Origin of the sequence: Desulfosporosinus sp., from assembly GCF_014237355.1 — a bacterium.
In the GTDB taxonomy this organism is placed as follows: domain Bacteria; phylum Bacillota; class Desulfitobacteriia; order Desulfitobacteriales; family Desulfitobacteriaceae; genus Desulfosporosinus.
Genome location: NZ_JABZFS010000076.1, coordinates 49,271 through 66,519 on the forward strand (window position 1 = coordinate 49,271; position 17,249 = coordinate 66,519).

The following is a 17,249-nucleotide window of genomic DNA, read 5'->3' on the forward strand; positions in this document are numbered from 1 at the left end:
GAGGGATAAAATGGAGATGACACCTCTCGATATCCGAAATAAAACATTTCGCAAGGGAATTCGGGGCTATCAATGTGAGGAAGTGGAACGGTTTCTCGAAACTGTAAGTCAGGAATTCGAATCAGCATACACAGAGAACTTTGAACTGCGGGAAAAGACAAAAGATCTGGAGTCGGAAATTAGCCATTACCGTCAAATTGAAAGTACCTTACAGCAGACTTTATTGCTGGCCCAAAAAACTGCGGAAGAGGTCAAGGAGGCAGCGCATCGTCAAGCGTCACTTATATTAAGAGAAGCAGAGCATGAAAAAATGAGTAAAGTGTCTGAAGCACAACAAAAGTGGGAAGAAATACAGGAAGAGATCCAAGGCCTTTCCAGAAAACGAGATTTGCTACGGACACAACTTAAGTCTTTTCTGTTAGCCCACCTAGATTTGGAAACGTTACAAGAGAGAAACGAAGGTATCGCTTAGCGGTATTAGAGTGTTTGTTGCGAAGCTGTCTAGTTTCATGGTAAAATGGTCTACAGATGACTTTGAAGGAGAAGGATTTCATCAATGTATAGATTAATTAGTGAGATATCTCCGGACTTTCTCATTCAAGGATTTGGATTACATCAAGATGAGAATGAGATTTACGTCGGCAAAGTAGGGGGTCAAGAGGTTCAACTTATACCATCCATCGATAATTTACAGTCTGAAAGTTTTCAATTAGATGAAAAGGATATAAAAATTTTTTGTGTTGGCTTTGCTGAGGCGGATCAACATTTTCGCTCCGGGGATATCTTAATGACCGGTAGTGATGACTTACTTGATCGTGCGTTTCGGGCCATGGATGAAATAGAGCAACGTGGAGTTGTAGTTAGTTTAACACCCCCTCAAGATTCTAAGCATTTATACGTATCTAAAGAACAACTCGATCCCTTTGTTCAAGAGTGGAGAAGCCGAAAGATTTCCTTCCTATGTCTTTGGATGGTCGACCCAATTGATTCGGAAGGACAAGCGAAACTTGTCACCATCTTACGCAAGGTTATTTTAAAGGATTAATAGTTATAATATACTCGTGTAACATAACCAAATTGTATAGACACGTTGAAAAGGACAGTCTTTGTTAATTGAACTCAACAGCGAGCGGGAAATGGTGTGAGCCCGTGAGGAGTGACAAAGAGAATCCCCTTGGAGTGAAAGGCTGAACTATAGAGTAAGCCTTGTTCGGTTCGTCTCCGTTATAAGACTTCCGAGTGGCTATCAATAGCGACAAGGGTGGTACCGTGAGTATAATCTCGCCCCTTTTTTGGGCGAGATTTTTAATTGTTAGAGCAATTCATGAATTGCCTTACAAACACAGTTAATCAAAGGAGGACATCATCAATGGATTATCGTGATACATTAAATCTACCCGAAACTGATTTTCCAATGCGAGGAAATCTCCCCAAAAAGGAGCCGGAAATCCTCAAAGCTTGGGAAGATGAAAAACTCTATGAGAAGGTTCAGAAGGCACGTGAAGGTCGACCGAAGTTTATTCTTCATGATGGGCCGCCTTATGCGAACGGTGATATACATCTTGGGCATGCTATTAATAAGGTATTGAAAGATATCATTGTAAAATACAAGACCATGATGGGTTTTGATGCACCTTATGTGCCGGGATGGGATACCCATGGCCTTCCTATTGAGCAACAAGTCATTAAGAAATTAGGAGTAAACCGTCATGCGGTATCAACTCTGGAATTCAGGCAGAAATGCAAAGATTATGCGGAGAAATATGTCGGGATTCAACGAGAAGAGTTTAAGCGTCTCGGAGTACGAGGGGATTGGGATCATCCTTATCTAACTTTGCAAAAAGAGTACGAGGCTGCTCAAATTGGGGTCTTTGGGGACATGACTAAGAAAGGGTACATTTATAAAGGGTTAAAGCCCGTCTATTGGTGTCCGTCTTGCGAGACGGCTCTGGCTGAGGCTGAAATAGAATATGCAGACAAGCCTGCCACAGCAATTTACGTAAAATTTGCGGTGCGCGATGGCTTAAGTGCTCTTAACGATGATAAAACCTTTATCGTTATTTGGACGACCACCCCTTGGACCCTGCCAGCAAACCTAGCAATTAGCGTACATCCGGAGCTAAAGTATGCGGTCGTTACTGTTGAACAAGAGCATTGGGTGGTTGCTGAGGGAATGTTAGAGTCTCTTCGCTCCTTGTGGAAGTTAGAACTGCCCGTTGAAAGGACTCTCTCTGGTAAGGAACTTGAAGGGGTTATTTGTAGAAATCCTCTCATGGACAGAGATTCTGTTGTGATTTGCGGAGAACATGTCACTTTGGAAGCTGGTACAGGCTGTGTTCATACGGCACCAGCCCATGGAGAAGACGACTTTTTAGTTGGAAAGAAATATGGTTTACCTGCCTTGTGTCCGGTGGATCACCAAGGAAAATTCACCTCAGAAGGCGGTGCCTATGTCGGACTTAAAACGGGAAAAGCGAATCCTGTTATCGTAGAGGACCTTCAGACTACCGGAGATCTTGTACTTGAAGAAACCATCGAACATAGCTATCCTCATTGTTGGCGCTGCAAGAGCCCGATCATCTTCAGAGCAACAGAACAATGGTTTGCCTCTATAGATGGATTCCGAAAAGAAACCTTAGAAGAAATTGAGAAGGTTCGCTGGATTCCTGCTTGGGGAAGAGATCGGATCTATAACATGATTGCAGACCGGGGAGATTGGTGTATCTCCCGACAAAGGACCTGGGGGGTCCCGATTCCTATCTTCTACTGTGAAGATTGCGGAAAAGTGTTGGTGAACGACCAGACCATTTCAAAGGTTCAGGAGTTTTTCCGAAAGGAAGGGTCAGATGCTTGGTTTGCCCATTCTGCCATGGAACTGTTGCCAGAAGGGACCGTTTGTGACTGTGGAGGTACAAAATTCCGCAAAGAGACGGATATCATGGACGTTTGGTTCGATTCGGGGACAAGTCATGCGGGTGTTTTGAAGCAGCGGCCTGAGCTTTCTTGGCCGGCAGATCTCTACCTAGAAGGGTCTGATCAACACCGGGGTTGGTTCAACTCCTCTTTATCAACTTCAGTGGCTGCTTTTGGTCAGGCGCCTTACCGCAATGTATTAACCCATGGTTTCGTTGTTGATGAACAAGGACGTAAGATGTCAAAATCCCTGGGCAATGGAGTTGATCCGCTTAAAGTTGTTCAAGAACTAGGTGCGGACATTCTGAGGCTTTGGGTTAGTTCCGTTGATTATAAGAATGACGTGGCGGCTTCCCCCCGTATTATGAAGCAAATGTCTGAAGCCTATCGGAAAATCCGTAATACCCTGCGTTTCTTGCTTAGCAATCTAAATGATTTCGATCCTGCTAAGGACAAAGTTGCTTATCAAGACCTTCAGGAAATTGATCGGTGGGCTTTGCTTAAACTTTCTAAGGTCGTGGAACGCGTACTCCTTGGTTATGAGACTTATGAATTCCACTGGGCTTACCATACAATTCATAATTTCTGCACCATTGAATTAAGTGCCGTCTATCTGGATATTGTTAAGGATAGACTTTATGTTGAAGGGAAAACCTCGCTCCTTCGTCGCTCTGCACAGACAGTTCTTTATGAAGTCCTTGATGCTATGGTTCGTTTATTGGCCCCAATCTTGTCGTTTATGACAGAAGAAATCTGGCCATATATTCCAGGGGAAAAAACCACCGAAAATGTCCAAATGGCTGAAATGCCAAAGGTAAATTCAGAGTGGATGAATGAGAAAATTGCTGACCATTGGGATCAGATCTTAGAGTTGCGGTCGGATGTTTCCAAAGTTCTGGAAAAAGCTCGTCAAGAAAAATTAATTAATCATCCTTTAACTGCTCAGGTAGATCTTTATCCAACAGCTGCCCAGTTTGAATTTTTGACAAAGGTTCCAAACCTTGCTGAAATATTTATTGTTTCGAATTTAATTGTGCACGGGCCTCAAGAAGAACGACCTGAAGGGGTACAGGCTGCGGAAGGACACGAGGGATTGGGGATTCTCGTACAGCCAGCCAAAGGGGAAAAATGCGAACGATGCTGGATGTTTCATGAGGACGTTGGAAAGAACGAAGAGCATCCCACAATTTGCCCACGATGCAGTTCTGTTATTTCAGAGAAAAAATAACAGTAGACAATTTGAGTGAAAACGCATATTATTATGATAAGTTAATAGTTAATACCGAATGACACTAGCAGGAGAGATCTGATTAATTTCAGACGCCGAAGGAGAAATCCCTTGAAGTCGCTCTTTCAAGGGGGGAAGCTCTCAGGCAAATGTACTGCTAGAAGACGGGACTCTGGAGAGTTTCTTGTAAAAGAGAACACCAAAGGGGAAGCTGGCGACAGTGAATCTCTCAGGTTAAAGGACAGAGAAGGTGCGAATACGCACCTTCTCTGTCCTTTTTTATACTAATCAGAAAGTATAACTTTCGTTGATACTTTCTGAAGCATAAGTGCAACTAAGGTTGCCGCCTGCGCCTGCGGCTTGGCGCCAGCCAAGTTTTCTTTATTGATTTTCTTTGGAAGGATTTCTCACGGGTTACATGAGCTATTAGGTGGAACGATAAACATAAACGTATATGACATAAGATTGTTTCTAATAACTTTTTTATAAACGTTTAGGAATCGGGATTTAAAGTTTCAAGGATTTATTTGGAGGAGGTTTAAATATGGCTGCTGAAGCAAAACGTACGCCGCTTTACGAAGAACACTTAGGGGCTAAGGCTAAGCTCATTGACTTTGGCGGTTGGGAAATGCCTGTTCAGTATGCTGGTGTTATTGATGAACATCATACGGTGCGTACCAAAGCGGGTCTATTTGACGTCTCCCATATGGGAGAGATTGATGTTCGTGGAGAAGAGGCTTTGGCTTTTGTCCATATGCTGATTACCAATGACGCCAGTAAGCTTGAGGATGGCAAAATCCTTTATTCACCCATGTGCTATCCAAGTGGGGGTATTGTTGACGATTTGCTTGTCTATCGTTATAACCCACAACATTTTTTCCTAGTCGTCAATGCATCTAACGCGGATAAAGATTTTGCCTGGATGTTAGAGCAAGCTAAAAACTTTAATTGCAGCGTGGAGAATGTGTCGGATCAATACGCTCAACTTGCACTGCAGGGACCGCTGGCAGAAATCGTTTTACAGCGTTTAACAACGGTTAATCTTGCACAAATTAAGTATTATACCTTTACACATGGAGACATTCAGGGGATCAGCTGTCTTATTTCCAGAACGGGATATACAGGCGAAGACGGGTTCGAAATCTATCTTTCTCCTGAGTATGGACGAAAACTATGGCAAAAGATCTTGGAAGTTGGAGCACCGGATGGAGTACAACCGATAGGTTTAGGCGCTCGCGACACGTTGCGTTTTGAAGCCCGTCTTCCTTTGTACGGGAATGAGTTAGGGGCCGAGATAACTCCGCTTGAAGCAGGTCTTGGAATTTTCGTTAAGTTGGATAAAGAAGATTTTATTGGTAGGGATATACTCCTTACTCAAAAGGAACAAGGGATACCGCGTAAGTTGGTTGGGCTTGAAATGATTGACCGTGGAATTGCCAGATCCCATTACCCATTACAAAAAGATGGGCAAGAAATAGGATTTGTAACTTCAGGTTCATTCTCTCCCACGTTAAATAAAAATATTGCTCTGGGATTAATTCGAGCTGAGTTAGCGATTCAAGGTGAGACCCTAGACGTTATGATTCGCGGAAAAGCAGTGAAAGCTAAGATCATTCCTTCCCTCTTTTACAAGCGAAGCACTTGATCGAGGCCCCAAGTCGATAGTTTTTAGCGAAAAAATGTGGATGACCCTTTATACCCTAGGGTAGGATAACCAAAAAATGAGGAGGCTGATTTTAATGAATCCAGTAGAATTAAAGTATAGCAAAGAGCATGAGTATGCACGAGTTGAGGGAAATGTAGTAACCTTTGGAATTACAGATCATGCGCAGCATAGCCTTGGGGATGTTGTATTTGTTGAGCTTCCAGATGAGGGCGCAACAGTAACCGCTGGAAAATCTTACGGCACCGTGGAATCAGTAAAAGCAGTTTCGGATATCGTTGCTTCGGTTAGTGGAAACGTTGTTGAAGTCAATACTCAGGTCATGGATTCTCCAGATTTGCTTAACTCTGATCCCTATGGAGAAGGCTGGCTGGTTAAAGTCGAAGCAGATGATTTATCCTCGCTGGATGGTATGATGACAGCTGATGAATATGAGACGTTTTTAGCACAGGAGGATCATTAGAATGAACTTTATACCGAATACGGACAGCCAAAATCAACGGCTCTTAGCCCGTATCGGGGTTGAGTCTGTTGAGGATCTTTTTGCAGATATTCCAAAGGAAGTACGTTTGAAACGTCCTTTAGCGATTGCTGGTGGAATGTCAGAGCAGGAATTAGTCAAACACGTTAAAGGGTTAGCTAATCTTAATACAACGGTAGAAGGATACAGCTCGTACCTTGGTGCCGGAGCTTATGAGCATTTTATTCCAAGTTTCGTTGACCAATTATTGCTGCGTTCTGAATTTTATACGGCCTATACACCTTACCAACCAGAGATTAGCCAAGGAACGCTTCAAGCAATTTATGAATATCAAACGTTAGTCTGTGAATTAACCGGCATGGATGTAACGAATGCCTCGATGTATGATGGTGCCTCGGCCTTAGCAGAGGCAGCTCTGATGACCTGCGACGCAACACGACGGGAGAAAGTGCTTGTCTTGCAAACCATACATCCGGAATATCGAGACGTGCTAAAAACCTATCTGCCCCCTCGTGGAGTAGAACTTGTTGAAATTCCTTTCCAAAATGGGGTTATGGACCAAGGCGCTTTTGAAGCTGCTCTTCAAGAAGATATTGCAGGTGTACTCGTTCAAAACCCGAACTTTTTTGGAAACCTTGAAAAGGCCCAGGACATTGTGCATCTTGCTCATGCCAAAGGAGCATTAGTGGTTATGTCAGTCAACCCGGTTTCTTTAGGATTGCTAAAATCCCCAGGTGAATGTGGTGCAGATATCGTGGTCGGGGAAGGACAGCCCTTTGGCAATCCCCTAAATTTCGGAGGACCTTATTTAGGATTTCTCTCCTGTAGAGATAAATATGTACGTCGGATGCCAGGTAGGATCGTAGGGGCAACGACTGACAAGAATGGGAAAAAAGGATACGTTCTGACCCTTCAGGCCCGGGAGCAGCATATTCGTCGAGAAAAAGCTACTTCAAATATTTGCTCGAATGAGGCCCTCTGCGCTCTGGCCTTCACAATGCATCTAAGTGCCCTTGGAAAAACAGGACTAAAAGAATTGGCGAACCTTAATTTGCAAAATGCTCATTACGCAGCGCAAGAGATTGCCAAGATCCCTGGAATGAGCTTAGCTTTCTCTGGACCGTTCTTCCATGAGTTCGTTATTGAGACTAAGCTTGAGCCAGCTAAAATTAACTTAGCTCTCCTAGAAGATAAAATTATCGGAGGGCTTGATCTGGCTCGTTTTTACCCAGAACTCAATCATCATCTTCTCTTCTGTGTAACTGAAACCAAGTCTAAAGCAGATATTGACCGGCTCGTGGCCAGACTGGGGGCAATTCAATGAAAAATCTTGAACCGCTAATATTTGATCTCAGTGCCGATGGCCGAAGCGCTGTCAGTTTACCTAAATGTGAGGTGCCGGAAGTTTCCGTTGAAACTCTGATTCCAAAGGATTTGCTCCGCCAGCAGGAGCCGTCACTTCCTGAGCTTTCGGAAGTTGATGTGGTTCGTCACTTTACTCGTCTTTCTACCTTTAATCATGGCGTAGACACAGGCTTTTACCCACTTGGGTCTTGTACGATGAAGTATAATCCAAAAGTGAATGAAATGTTATCCCGGCTTTCCGGGTTCACAGCCCTTCACCCCTATCAGCCTGAGTCCTTGACTCAAGGAGCCTTACAGCTTATGGCTGAACTTCAAGAGGATCTTTGCGAATTATCGGGGATGGATGGCTTTACTCTTCAACCAGCTGCCGGTGCCCATGGAGAAATGACTGGGATACTGATTATTAAAGCCTATCACGATCACCGTCAAGATACGAAACGCAAAAAAGTCATTGTTCCGGATTCTGCCCATGGAACCAACCCTGCAACAGCAGCAATGGCTGGATACGAAACGATTCAGATTCCCTCTAATGAACGAGGTGGGGTTGACCTAGAAGCCTTAAAAAAGGTCCTTAACGATGAAGTTGCAGCATTAATGCTGACAAACCCTAACACTGTGGGGCTTTTTGAAGAAGATATTCTAGAGATTACTAAGCTGGTTCATGATGCAGGCGGTCTCCTCTACTACGATGGAGCGAATACGAATGCAGTAATGGGTATTGCCAGACCAGGAGATATGGGTTTCGATGTTGTTCATCTTAATTTGCACAAAACCTTTGCCACACCTCACGGTGGTGGAGGACCAGGATCGGGACCGGTCGGAGTTAAGGACTTTTTAATCCCCTTTCTTCCAAAACCCATAGTGGTTCGAAGTGAGGACGGGACATTTACCTTGCAACACGATATGCCGCTTTCCATTGGAAAAGTGCGCTCCTTTTATGCGAACTTCTCGGTGGTTGTCAGGGCCTATGCTTATATTCGTAGTCTCGGCGGGGAGGGTTTGAGGGCAGCATCGGAAAGTGCAGTCTTAAACGCCAACTATCTTATGAGTATTCTTAAAGAGCATTATTTCTTACCCTTTGATCGGATATGTAAACATGAGTTTATTATTACTCCGAAAAACCTTAAATCCACAGGGGTGCATACTTTAGATATCGCAAAACGACTATTAGATTATGGTTATCATCCACCTACCATCTACTTCCCGATTATCGTTGAAGAGGCTATGATGATTGAACCGACAGAAACTGAAAGCATCGAAACCCTCGATGAATTCGCCCAGGTTCTGATTAAGATTGCAGAAGAAGCTCAAACTGATGCAGATCTGGTAAAAAATGCACCCTACACTACGCTGGTAACGCGCTTAGATGAAGTTGGTGCAGTACGTAAGCCGAACTTACGTTGGCGCAAAGAAAAGTAAAGGCATGTTCCCCATCTAGTGAGATCCTAGAACAAAAAGCCACGAGTACCTAATAATGGTATTCGTGGCTTTTCGATTTATTAGATTTAACGTGAACTTATACCATTCTATGTCAATAATTTAAACAACTTGCAGGATTCCTGGCAAATAAGTTGAATATATTAAAGGTTGTGCAAAAAGTAACACTATTTAATTACAGTTATGGGGGTGATCGCATGCAAATCGAAGTATTACCGAGTACAGGTTCTCCACGAACGCCTTATTTAGAAGACAGATTAGTCATCGTGATTGATGTGTTGAGAGCGACAAGCACAATCGTAACGGCTTTGGCTAATGGTTGTCAGGCCATTATTCCGGTTCTTACCCCTGAGGAAGCGCTAGAAAAACGTTTAACTCTTCCGGGATCATTATTAGGTGGAGAACGTGATTCATTGATTATCGAAGGGTTCGATTTAGGGAATTCACCCTTTGAATATGTGCCTGAAAAAGTTGGGGGCAGAAGAGTCATAATGACAACGACGAATGGTACCCGGGCGATACGTGATTCTATTGCTGCACCTGTAATCTGGATGGCTTCATTTATAAATATGCAGAGTATTATTTTAGCTATATTAAGGGAGTTCGAAAACAGTCATCGATTAAAAGGAATTGTGGTTTTTTGTGCAGGTACTGAAGAACGCTTTGATCTTCCTGATACCCTTTGTGCCGGAATGTTAATCGATGCCTTAGGATCAAATGTTAAGCTCAACGATTTGGGCGAAGCCGCACGTATGTTGTATCATAGTTCAGAGGATCATCTTATGGATAAAATCCGTGAATCCTACCATGGTAAAAAACTTATGTCTCTGGGCCGCGAAAAAGATTTGGTGTATTGCTCGACACCAAACATTTTACCTATTGTTCCAGTGGTTAAGGATGGAGAAATAGTGTGGTTGACGGGGGACTAGAGTATTATCGTAAGGTTCAGACAATTTTAATTATTGTCTTTATTTCTAAATAATATGAAGAAATAATAATTTTTTTTCTAGTTTAAAATGAAGTATAATGGCAGAAAGTATATTATTTATACCTTCTGCCATCTTAATAAAACTTGGCATGAGTCAAGTTTTTTATCTTCGACGGTGGCATACTAGCATTAAGGGAGGTTGACTTCGATGGAAACGTTTAATGTTCCCGTTGGTATTTCTAACCGTCACATTCATTTATCGCAAGAACATATTGAAGCACTTTTTGGAGCAGGGTATAGTTTGAATAAAATGAAGGACTTGAGTCAACCTGGCCAGTATGCCTCTGAAGAGACCGTTACACTTATTGGACCGAAAGGCAAGATTCCAGGTGTTCGCGTTTTAGGACCTGCTAGGAAAAATTCACAGGTTGAACTTTCAAGTACGGATACCTTTAAGATTGGGGTTAGGCCGCCTGTTCGAGATTCTGGAAAGATCGAAGGAACCCCTGGTCTTGAAATCCAAGGCCCTAAGGGGCAGGTTCACCTTGATAAGGGTGTGATAATTGCAGCCCGACATCTCCACATGAACCCAGAAGATGGAAAGAAATATTCCTTAAAGGATGGAGATTATGTCAGTGCTATCATTCCTGGCCCTCGCGGAGGGGTATTAGATCAGGTTCTTGTTCGAATTAACCCCGATTATGCCCTGGATCTACATGTTGATACGGATGAAGGGAATGCCTTTGGTTTAGTCAATGGTCAGGAACTTGAAGTTTATTCAAACAATCAACGTATCTACCTGCAATCAGCCAGATAAAAGTATATCAAACAATACTATTTTGTAAATGTTTATCTTAAAGGGGCTTAAAAAGCCCCTTTTTTGTACTTATCAGACCCCTATGCCGCTTTGCGGCACCACTGATGAATGAAAATAAGTCCTTTGGGTCGGGCAGCTTCGCCCACATCCTGCAAGAAAGCTAAGGAGCTTTTTAGCCAAGCTTTATAATACTAGTTCGTTTTTCAAATGGGGTACCCGAGTGGGTACCCCACATTTGTTAGAAGTAAGCTTTTTTAGAACTTAAGAATAAGCGAAATCAATTTCTTTGCAGTCTAATAAATTATGATCCGTGTAAATTTAAGTGACATGGGAACACTAAGTTTGATGTTTTTACGTGAGGTGAAATACGTGGCCGTTTCGGATGAAGAGGAAAAATCACGCATGATGCCTTCAACAAGTAAGGAAATTGTCGATCCCGTCAGTGTTTTGGAGTTAAAAGGGTTAAGAGAACAGGTTGTTTTATTGTCCCAGACTCTAGAGAAAATGAGATTGGCCGAATACATAGCGTATCTAAATAATCCTGGTCGCCTGCTTTGGTTCAATTTTTTAGTCGGTCTCTTGAGAGGATTGGGTACAGCCCTTGGGGCAGGGGTTCTCGCGGGATTTGCTTATTTCTTGCTAAAGCGGATAGTGGTGCTGAATCTGCCTGTTATCGGTGGATTTATTGCAGAGCTAAGTAGGTATGTTAATCAGCCATAGAGTGAACTCTAGTAGAAGTTCTGAAAGAGATAAATCGGGGGGCGATATTTTGGAAGATCAAGGAAAGTATAAAAAATTAATTAAGAGGCTCCATGAAGAAAAAGCAGATGTTATGGAAACGGCAACAGAACTTTTTAACGGAGATATGAGAGAGTCTCTTGGCGAGTTATCCCTAGCAGACAATCACCCTGCAGATATTGGAACAGAAGTCTATCAGCGTGCTCGTGATGTAGCCGAGCATGATCGACTGCTCCATAGGGTTGAAGCAATTGACGATGCCTTAGAACGCTATCAAAAAGGAAACTATGCAAAGTGCGAACATTGCGGTCAAGAAATTCCTTATGAACGATTGGAATTACTACCTTATACGACAGTATGCACAGAATGCAGCCGCGAGGAAGAGAAAGAAGAGCAGCACTCGCTCTATCGTGAACCTGTGGAAAACGAACTCTTAAATCGTCCTTTTTCCAGAACCTTTAATGATGGTACGGATCGGGTAGAGTTTGATGGCGAAGATGCCTGGCAGGCTGTGGCTCGCTATGGAACCTCTGATACTCTTCAAGACTTAGGGACAAATCGAGATGTCTCGGATCCCAATGATACTTATGAAGATGCGGATGAAGTAATCGGCGCAGTTCAATTCATTGAAACAATAGAAACTCAGAGAGAACCAGAAGGGCGTCTCAATACGATTCACTACAGCAAAGAGCACGGACAGACTTAGCCACATTTTTTTAGACTGAGTAGATTCGCGGGATTTTGTGAAGTTGTCATCCTGAGCGTCAGCGAAGGATCTGGCTGCATTCGGAGAAGATCCTTCACGACCTTCAGGATGACAATTTAAGTATCCCCATCTGATGCTTAGATCGTCTTAGGTTTAATTTGCCCCGTTCCATGCCCTGTGTTAAGATTAGGAAAAGAGCAGGGGGGTTAGACTGTTGTTGGTTTGGCTTACAATAATAGGGGTATGGAGTATCGATCGTATATTTAAGGTTTTAGTACAAACGAATTTCATACTGGGAGAGTCTCTGAAAGTTATTCCTAAAGTATTCCATCTGACGTATGTCCTGAATCCAGGCGCGGCCTTTGGTCTGATGGCCGGCCAAACCTGGATTTTTGTAGTTACGGCGGTTCTAGTAGTGGGTGGCGTGATTTATGGGCAGTTTCGAATTCCTCATAAGGAAAGGGTAACACGCTTAGCCATAGGAATGATCGGAGGAGGAGCACTGGGAAATTTGTATGACAGACTTGTTATAGGTCGTGTTGTCGATTATCTCGACTTTCAGATTTGGCCTTATGTTTTTAATTTTGCGGACAGTATGATTGTTATAGGGGTAGGGTTGCTGATGCTGGCCATCTATCGTGAGGAAAAAAACCAGGGTGAGTCTGCAACGGACGTACTTGATTAATAGAAGGGAAACCTAGGTTATCAAGGGGCACCTCGGTATTTTAATAATATGTATTGGCGGTTATGAGAGTGGAAAAAGGTTTTATAGAAACTATCGGTGAATCTATGGTCGAGGATTTCGATTTTGAGTCCGAGCAACAGGGGTCAGGGGAAGAAAATATGCCCCTAGGTCCTGCCGTTTCACTTAAGGAGACATTTGAGCTTACCGAAGGAATTCGCTTGGATGTGGGAGTGGCCGAAGTTTTAGAAAAGAGCAGGTCCTTCGTACAAGGACTCCTTGCCCAAGAAAGCATCCGAGTCAATGGCTCTCCTAAAAAAGCAAATTACAGGGTGCGCGTAGGGGATAAGATTGAAGTCATCATCCCTTCTCCTCGAGAGGCAATCGCTGAACCTGAAAATATTCCCCTTGAGATTCTTTACGAAGATGAAGATGTTTTAGTTGTAAATAAGCCTCAGGGAATGGTGGTTCATCCGGCTCCGGGTGCCTGGACAGGAACCATGGTTAACGCTTTGTTATATCATTGTAATAATCTATCTGGAATCAACGGAGTGCTCCGCCCGGGGATAGTACATCGTATTGATAAAGATACATCGGGAATTTTGGTGGTAGCTAAGAACGATTCCGCTCACCAGGGTCTGGCTGCACAGCTCAAAGCCCATACAATGAAGCGACTCTACCTAGCATTAGTTCATGGGGTGATGGCGGAACCTTCCGGGACAGTTGACGCGCCGATTGGACGTGATCCAGCCGATCGAAAACGTATGGCAGTTGTGATGCAGAATTCTAAACTAGCAGTCACCCATTATACTATTTTGGAACGGTTCAAAGACACTACATACCTAGAAGTTCGATTAGAGACGGGGCGGACACATCAGATCCGTGTCCATATGGCTTATATAAAGCATCCAGTTCTTGGCGATCCAGTGTATGGGCCGAAGAAGGACCAATATGGCTTGCCTGGACAGATGCTTCACGCAGCCCATTTAGGGTTTGAGCATCCGCTCAACGGGAAATGGATGGAGTTCGATGCCCCTGTTCCTGAGACCTTTGCTAAGCTCCTTGAAAAATTATCATTTCAATCATTACATTGACATTTCGACAAAGCTAAAGTAAACTAGTTAAAAGTGTTATAGCCTTTAATGAAGTCCTGAGAGGCTTGGGAAGGCAGACGGAAGTTAGGGAGAACTGTCTGCAATTCAGACAGTTTTTTTAATACACATCTAGCCGGAATCTGCAGACCAAGAAGATAAACTCTAAGGAAAGGAGCATGGCCTTGGAAGGAACAGTTAAGAGTAAAATTTTAGATTCAGATGGAATTCGAAGGGCGGTAACTCGGATCGCTCATGAAATTGTGGAGAAGAATAAAGGAACCAATAAGCTTGTCTTAGTAGGGATACGTCGTAGAGGGGTGCCGCTAGCGGAACGAATTCAACAGTATATTGAAGAGTTCGAAGGAGTAAAGGTTCCCTTAGGAATTTTGGATATCACCCTCTATCGAGATGATTTAAGTACAATTGATATCCATCCGGTTGTTCATGAAACGGATATTCCTGTCAGCATTGAAGGAAAAGCTGTGATTCTCATTGATGATGTGCTCTTTACAGGACGAACGGCGCGTGCGGCTTTGGATGCCACGATGGATATTGGACGGCCTGAGCGAATTCAACTGGCTGTGCTTGTGGACCGAGGACACCGAGAATTGCCTATACGAGCGGATTATGTTGGTAAGAACCTCCCCACCTCACGACGAGAAGTCGTCGCTGTACGACTGAAAGAAGTAGACGGGGATGAAGACGTACTTTTGCTAGAGCGAGATGACCCTAAGTAAATATAAGTTAAGCGAACGTTACCCTTTAAATGTTATCCAGTGAGATAACCAAGGGAGAGCGGGTAATAGGTTATGCCTATTTAAAATCCTCTCCTTCTTGGGACGAGGATTTTTTATATTTATAGGACTTTATAGGACACTGTAGTGTGCTAAGGAACCTGCATGAAGGGATGATTCCCTTAGACATTAGTAATAATAGACGTAAAGAAATTAGGGAGGTTTACGGATGAAATGGCAGCGTAAAGACATTCTGGCAATTGAGGATATGAGTGTTGAGGAAATACGCCATATTCTTCATACAGCGAAAGTGATGAAAGAGATTTTGATGCGCCCTATTAAGAAATTACCTACTCTAAAAGGAAAATCGGTCGTGAACCTATTTTATGAGGCAAGTACTCGAACTCGTACCTCCTTCGAAATGGCTGCTAAGGTATTAGGGGCTGATACAACAAGTATTGCAGTTGCTCAGAGCAGTGTGAGTAAAGGAGAAAGTTTATACGATACTGCAAAGACCATTCAAGCGATGCGCGCTGATGTTGTAATTCTAAGGCACTCAAGTTCGGGTGCTGCAAATTTCTTAGCAGATATCCTTGATCCGGCAGTTATCAATGCAGGAGACGGACAGCATGCCCATCCTACTCAAGCCTTATTAGATATTTTTACGATGCAAGAACATCTAGGAGAGCTAGAGGGCAAGAATGTCGTAATTGTTGGGGATGTACTGCATTCTAGGGTTGCGCGGAGCAATGCTTGGTGTCTTCAGAAAATGGGGGTCAATGTGACCTTTGCCGGTCCTCCGACTCTTGTACCTGCAGAAATGGCGGGTCTGGGAGTTAAACTAACTCATGATCTGGATAGTGCTTTACCCGGAGCGGACATTGTGATGGCTCTTCGCCTTCAACTTGAGCGCCAGAAGAGCGGCCTATTTCCCAGCCTTCGTGAGTACAGTCATCTGTATGGCTTGACAACAGAGCGTCTCAATAAAACCGGAAAACAGAGTATTGTATTACACCCAGGACCGATGAATCGAGGCGTGGAAATTTCTGACGACGTGGCAGATGGTGTAGACGCATTAATAGAACGTCAAGTCACAAACGGTGTGGCTATTCGAATGGCTCTAATATATTTACTGATTGGAGGGTCAAGCAATGTGGTGGCTTAAAGATGTTTGGGTAATTGATCCGAGTCAAAAAATTTCATCCTCTCAGGATGTTCTTGTTAAAGATGGAAAATTACTGGAAATATCCTCTTCAATGACTGAGGAAGAGGTTTTAGCAAAAGCCCAGGGCGAAGCTGTGGAAACGATCAACGGCAAAGGGAAGTTTGTTTTTCCGGGACTAATCGATGTACACACTCACCTGCGTGAACCAGGGCAAGAAGATAAAGAGGATATTTTAAGCGGATCCCGCGCTGCAGTGCGTGGCGGGTTTACAACGATTTTGGCCATGGCTAATACGCAACCTCCCCTTGATAGTCGAGCTCTAGTCGAATTCGTGCTCAGGCAGGGTGAACGTGCTGGATATGCTCATGTGCTACCGATTGGAACAGTCACTAAAGGCATGCAGGGGAGCGAACTCGTTGAAATGGCAGACATGAAAGCAGGAGGAGCAGCGGCCTTTTCGGATGACGGTAAAAACATTCAAAATGCGGAAGTCATGCGCTTGGCTTTAGAATATGCAAAACTTACTGGCTTTCCGATAATCAGTCATTGCGAGGACAAATATTTGGCCGGAGAAGGTCTTATGCGCCGTGGATTGACTTCAGCCCGGATGGGGTTAAGAGGAATTCCAGCCAGTGCGGAAAGTGTGATTGTGGCTAGGGATTTGCTTATTGCTGAGGAAACAGGCGGGAAACTTCATCTGGCCCATATCTCAACGGCGGAGAGTGTGGAATTGATTCGACAAGCCAAAGCACGGGGGGTCGATGTCACTGCTGAAGTAAATCCTCATCATTTGATCTTTTGTGATGAAGAGATAAGAATAACAGATACCGTCCTAAAAGTTAATCCACCCCTTGGTTCACCAAGAGATCGTGAATCCTTAATTGCAGGGCTTAGCGATGGAACCATCGATATGATAGCAACTGACCATGCTCCACACACCCAGGCAGAAAAAGCGCGGCCTTTTGCAGAGGCTCCCTTTGGAATTGCGAGTCTCGAGACTGCTCTGAGTGCGGTATGGCAGTATTTAGTGAAACCGGGAAAACTGTCCTTCGATCGAGTGATTGAGGCTTGGAGCGTTTCCCCGGCACAGCGCTTTGGTCTGCTCGGAGGAACATTAAAACCTGGAACGGCGGCGGATATGGTGCTCTTTGATCCGGATTTCACGGAAGAGATTGTTCCGGCTAAGCTGGTTTCAAAAGCGCGTAATACCCCCTTCTTGGGGAAAACCATGCAAGGGTTCCCAGTGATGGTGTGGGTAGAAGGACGACTTGTGCAGAGAGATAGAACAGTCCTATAAA

The 17,249-nt window shown here is 43.8% G+C and carries 16 protein-coding genes, 1 riboswitch and 1 other annotated feature; all 16 genes read left to right on the forward strand.

The window, feature by feature from the left end; genetic code table 11:
• Positions 1–10: 10 nt before the first annotated feature.
• The 16 genes from HGJ98_RS17000 to HGJ98_RS17075 all read left to right on the forward strand — a co-directional run bounded on the left by HGJ98_RS17000 (position 11) and on the right by HGJ98_RS17075 (position 17,248).
• Positions 11–472: a DivIVA domain-containing protein gene (locus HGJ98_RS17000; RefSeq protein ID WP_291352884.1), complete on the forward strand. Its 462-nt coding sequence runs from the start codon at positions 11–13 to the stop codon at positions 470–472.
• Between the two features lie 84 nt (positions 473–556).
• Entirely contained in the window at positions 557–1,045 is a 489-nt protein-coding gene (locus tag HGJ98_RS17005) for a hypothetical protein (RefSeq protein WP_291352885.1), read from the forward strand.
• Positions 1,046–1,081: 36 nt separating this feature from the next.
• Positions 1,082–1,292 (forward strand) — a binding site (T-box leader).
• Between the two features lie 77 nt (positions 1,293–1,369).
• Positions 1,370–4,141 carry an isoleucine--tRNA ligase gene (ileS, locus tag HGJ98_RS17010; protein ID WP_291352886.1) on the forward strand — a complete coding sequence of 924 codons (2,772 nt, stop codon included), beginning with the start codon at positions 1,370–1,372 and terminating at the stop codon, positions 4,139–4,141.
• A gap of 58 nt (positions 4,142–4,199) precedes the next feature.
• A riboswitch (glycine riboswitch) is annotated at positions 4,200–4,308 on the forward strand.
• A 377-nt stretch (positions 4,309–4,685) separates the two neighbouring features.
• Positions 4,686–5,786, forward strand: coding sequence for a glycine cleavage system aminomethyltransferase GcvT (gene gcvT, locus HGJ98_RS17015; protein ID WP_291352887.1), 1,101 nt, complete (start codon positions 4,686–4,688; stop codon positions 5,784–5,786).
• A gap of 94 nt (positions 5,787–5,880) precedes the next feature.
• The gene (gene gcvH / locus HGJ98_RS17020) at positions 5,881–6,267 is read left to right on the forward strand and encodes a glycine cleavage system protein GcvH (protein ID WP_291352888.1); all 387 of its coding nucleotides are present in this window, start codon (positions 5,881–5,883) and stop codon (positions 6,265–6,267) included.
• Position 6,268: 1 nt separating this feature from the next.
• On the forward strand, positions 6,269–7,609 hold the full coding sequence (gcvPA, locus tag HGJ98_RS17025; protein WP_291352889.1) for an aminomethyl-transferring glycine dehydrogenase subunit GcvPA: 1,341 nt from the start codon (positions 6,269–6,271) through the stop codon (positions 7,607–7,609).
• Positions 7,606–9,069 (forward strand): aminomethyl-transferring glycine dehydrogenase subunit GcvPB, encoded by a 1,464-nt coding sequence (gene gcvPB, locus HGJ98_RS17030; RefSeq protein WP_291352890.1) that lies wholly within the window; start codon positions 7,606–7,608, stop codon positions 9,067–9,069. The genes gcvPA and gcvPB overlap by 4 nt, the downstream gene beginning before the upstream one ends.
• 215 nt (positions 9,070–9,284) lie before the next feature.
• The gene (locus HGJ98_RS17035; protein ID WP_291352891.1) at positions 9,285–10,016 is read left to right on the forward strand and encodes a 2-phosphosulfolactate phosphatase; all 732 of its coding nucleotides are present in this window, start codon (positions 9,285–9,287) and stop codon (positions 10,014–10,016) included.
• A 207-nt stretch (positions 10,017–10,223) separates the two neighbouring features.
• Positions 10,224–10,832: a phosphate propanoyltransferase gene (pduL, locus tag HGJ98_RS17040; RefSeq protein WP_291352892.1), complete on the forward strand. Its 609-nt coding sequence runs from the start codon at positions 10,224–10,226 to the stop codon at positions 10,830–10,832.
• Positions 10,833–11,135: 303 nt separating this feature from the next.
• On the forward strand, positions 11,136–11,552 hold the full coding sequence (locus HGJ98_RS17045; RefSeq protein ID WP_367142741.1) for a DUF5665 domain-containing protein: 417 nt from the start codon (positions 11,136–11,138) through the stop codon (positions 11,550–11,552).
• 49 nt (positions 11,553–11,601) lie between these two features.
• Positions 11,602–12,276 carry a TraR/DksA C4-type zinc finger protein gene (locus HGJ98_RS17050; RefSeq protein ID WP_291352893.1) on the forward strand — a complete coding sequence of 225 codons (675 nt, stop codon included), beginning with the start codon at positions 11,602–11,604 and terminating at the stop codon, positions 12,274–12,276.
• Between the two features lie 214 nt (positions 12,277–12,490).
• Positions 12,491–12,961: a signal peptidase II gene (gene lspA / locus HGJ98_RS17055; RefSeq protein WP_291352894.1), complete on the forward strand. Its 471-nt coding sequence runs from the start codon at positions 12,491–12,493 to the stop codon at positions 12,959–12,961.
• 158 nt (positions 12,962–13,119) lie between these two features.
• Positions 13,120–14,052 carry an RluA family pseudouridine synthase gene (locus tag HGJ98_RS17060; protein ID WP_291353125.1) on the forward strand — a complete coding sequence of 311 codons (933 nt, stop codon included), beginning with the start codon at positions 13,120–13,122 and terminating at the stop codon, positions 14,050–14,052.
• Positions 14,053–14,234: 182 nt separating this feature from the next.
• On the forward strand, positions 14,235–14,789 hold the full coding sequence (gene pyrR, locus HGJ98_RS17065) for a bifunctional pyr operon transcriptional regulator/uracil phosphoribosyltransferase PyrR (RefSeq protein ID WP_291352895.1): 555 nt from the start codon (positions 14,235–14,237) through the stop codon (positions 14,787–14,789).
• A gap of 226 nt (positions 14,790–15,015) precedes the next feature.
• Positions 15,016–15,951 carry an aspartate carbamoyltransferase catalytic subunit gene (locus tag HGJ98_RS17070; protein ID WP_291352896.1) on the forward strand — a complete coding sequence of 312 codons (936 nt, stop codon included), beginning with the start codon at positions 15,016–15,018 and terminating at the stop codon, positions 15,949–15,951.
• Positions 15,938–17,248, forward strand: a complete 1,311-nt coding sequence (locus HGJ98_RS17075; RefSeq protein ID WP_291352897.1) for a dihydroorotase — start codon at positions 15,938–15,940, stop codon at positions 17,246–17,248. Before HGJ98_RS17070 ends, HGJ98_RS17075 begins: the two co-directional genes overlap by 14 nt.
• The last annotated feature ends 1 nt before the right edge of the window (position 17,249 follow it).

Bases quoted from the DNA above. Each gene is read 5' to 3' on its own strand.
- HGJ98_RS17045 (WP_367142741.1), top strand. From the start codon at position 11,136: ATGATCCGTGTAAATTTAAGTGACATGGGAACACTAAGTTTGATGTTT.
- ileS (WP_291352886.1), top strand. From the start codon at position 1,370: ATGGATTATCGTGATACATTAAATCTACCCGAAACTGATTTTCCAATG.
- HGJ98_RS17000 (WP_291352884.1), top strand. From the start codon at position 11: ATGGAGATGACACCTCTCGATATCCGAAATAAAACATTTCGCAAGGGA.
- HGJ98_RS17005 (WP_291352885.1), top strand. From the start codon at position 557: ATGTATAGATTAATTAGTGAGATATCTCCGGACTTTCTCATTCAAGGA.
- HGJ98_RS17060 (WP_291353125.1), top strand. From the start codon at position 13,120: ATGCCCCTAGGTCCTGCCGTTTCACTTAAGGAGACATTTGAGCTTACC.
- HGJ98_RS17070 (WP_291352896.1), top strand. From the start codon at position 15,016: ATGAAATGGCAGCGTAAAGACATTCTGGCAATTGAGGATATGAGTGTT.
- pduL (WP_291352892.1), top strand. From the start codon at position 10,224: ATGGAAACGTTTAATGTTCCCGTTGGTATTTCTAACCGTCACATTCAT.
- HGJ98_RS17035 (WP_291352891.1), top strand. From the start codon at position 9,285: ATGCAAATCGAAGTATTACCGAGTACAGGTTCTCCACGAACGCCTTAT.
- gcvPA (WP_291352889.1), top strand. From the start codon at position 6,269: ATGAACTTTATACCGAATACGGACAGCCAAAATCAACGGCTCTTAGCC.
- gcvT (WP_291352887.1), top strand. From the start codon at position 4,686: ATGGCTGCTGAAGCAAAACGTACGCCGCTTTACGAAGAACACTTAGGG.
- gcvH (WP_291352888.1), top strand. From the start codon at position 5,881: ATGAATCCAGTAGAATTAAAGTATAGCAAAGAGCATGAGTATGCACGA.
- gcvPB (WP_291352890.1), top strand. From the start codon at position 7,606: ATGAAAAATCTTGAACCGCTAATATTTGATCTCAGTGCCGATGGCCGA.
- HGJ98_RS17075 (WP_291352897.1), top strand. From the start codon at position 15,938: ATGTGGTGGCTTAAAGATGTTTGGGTAATTGATCCGAGTCAAAAAATT.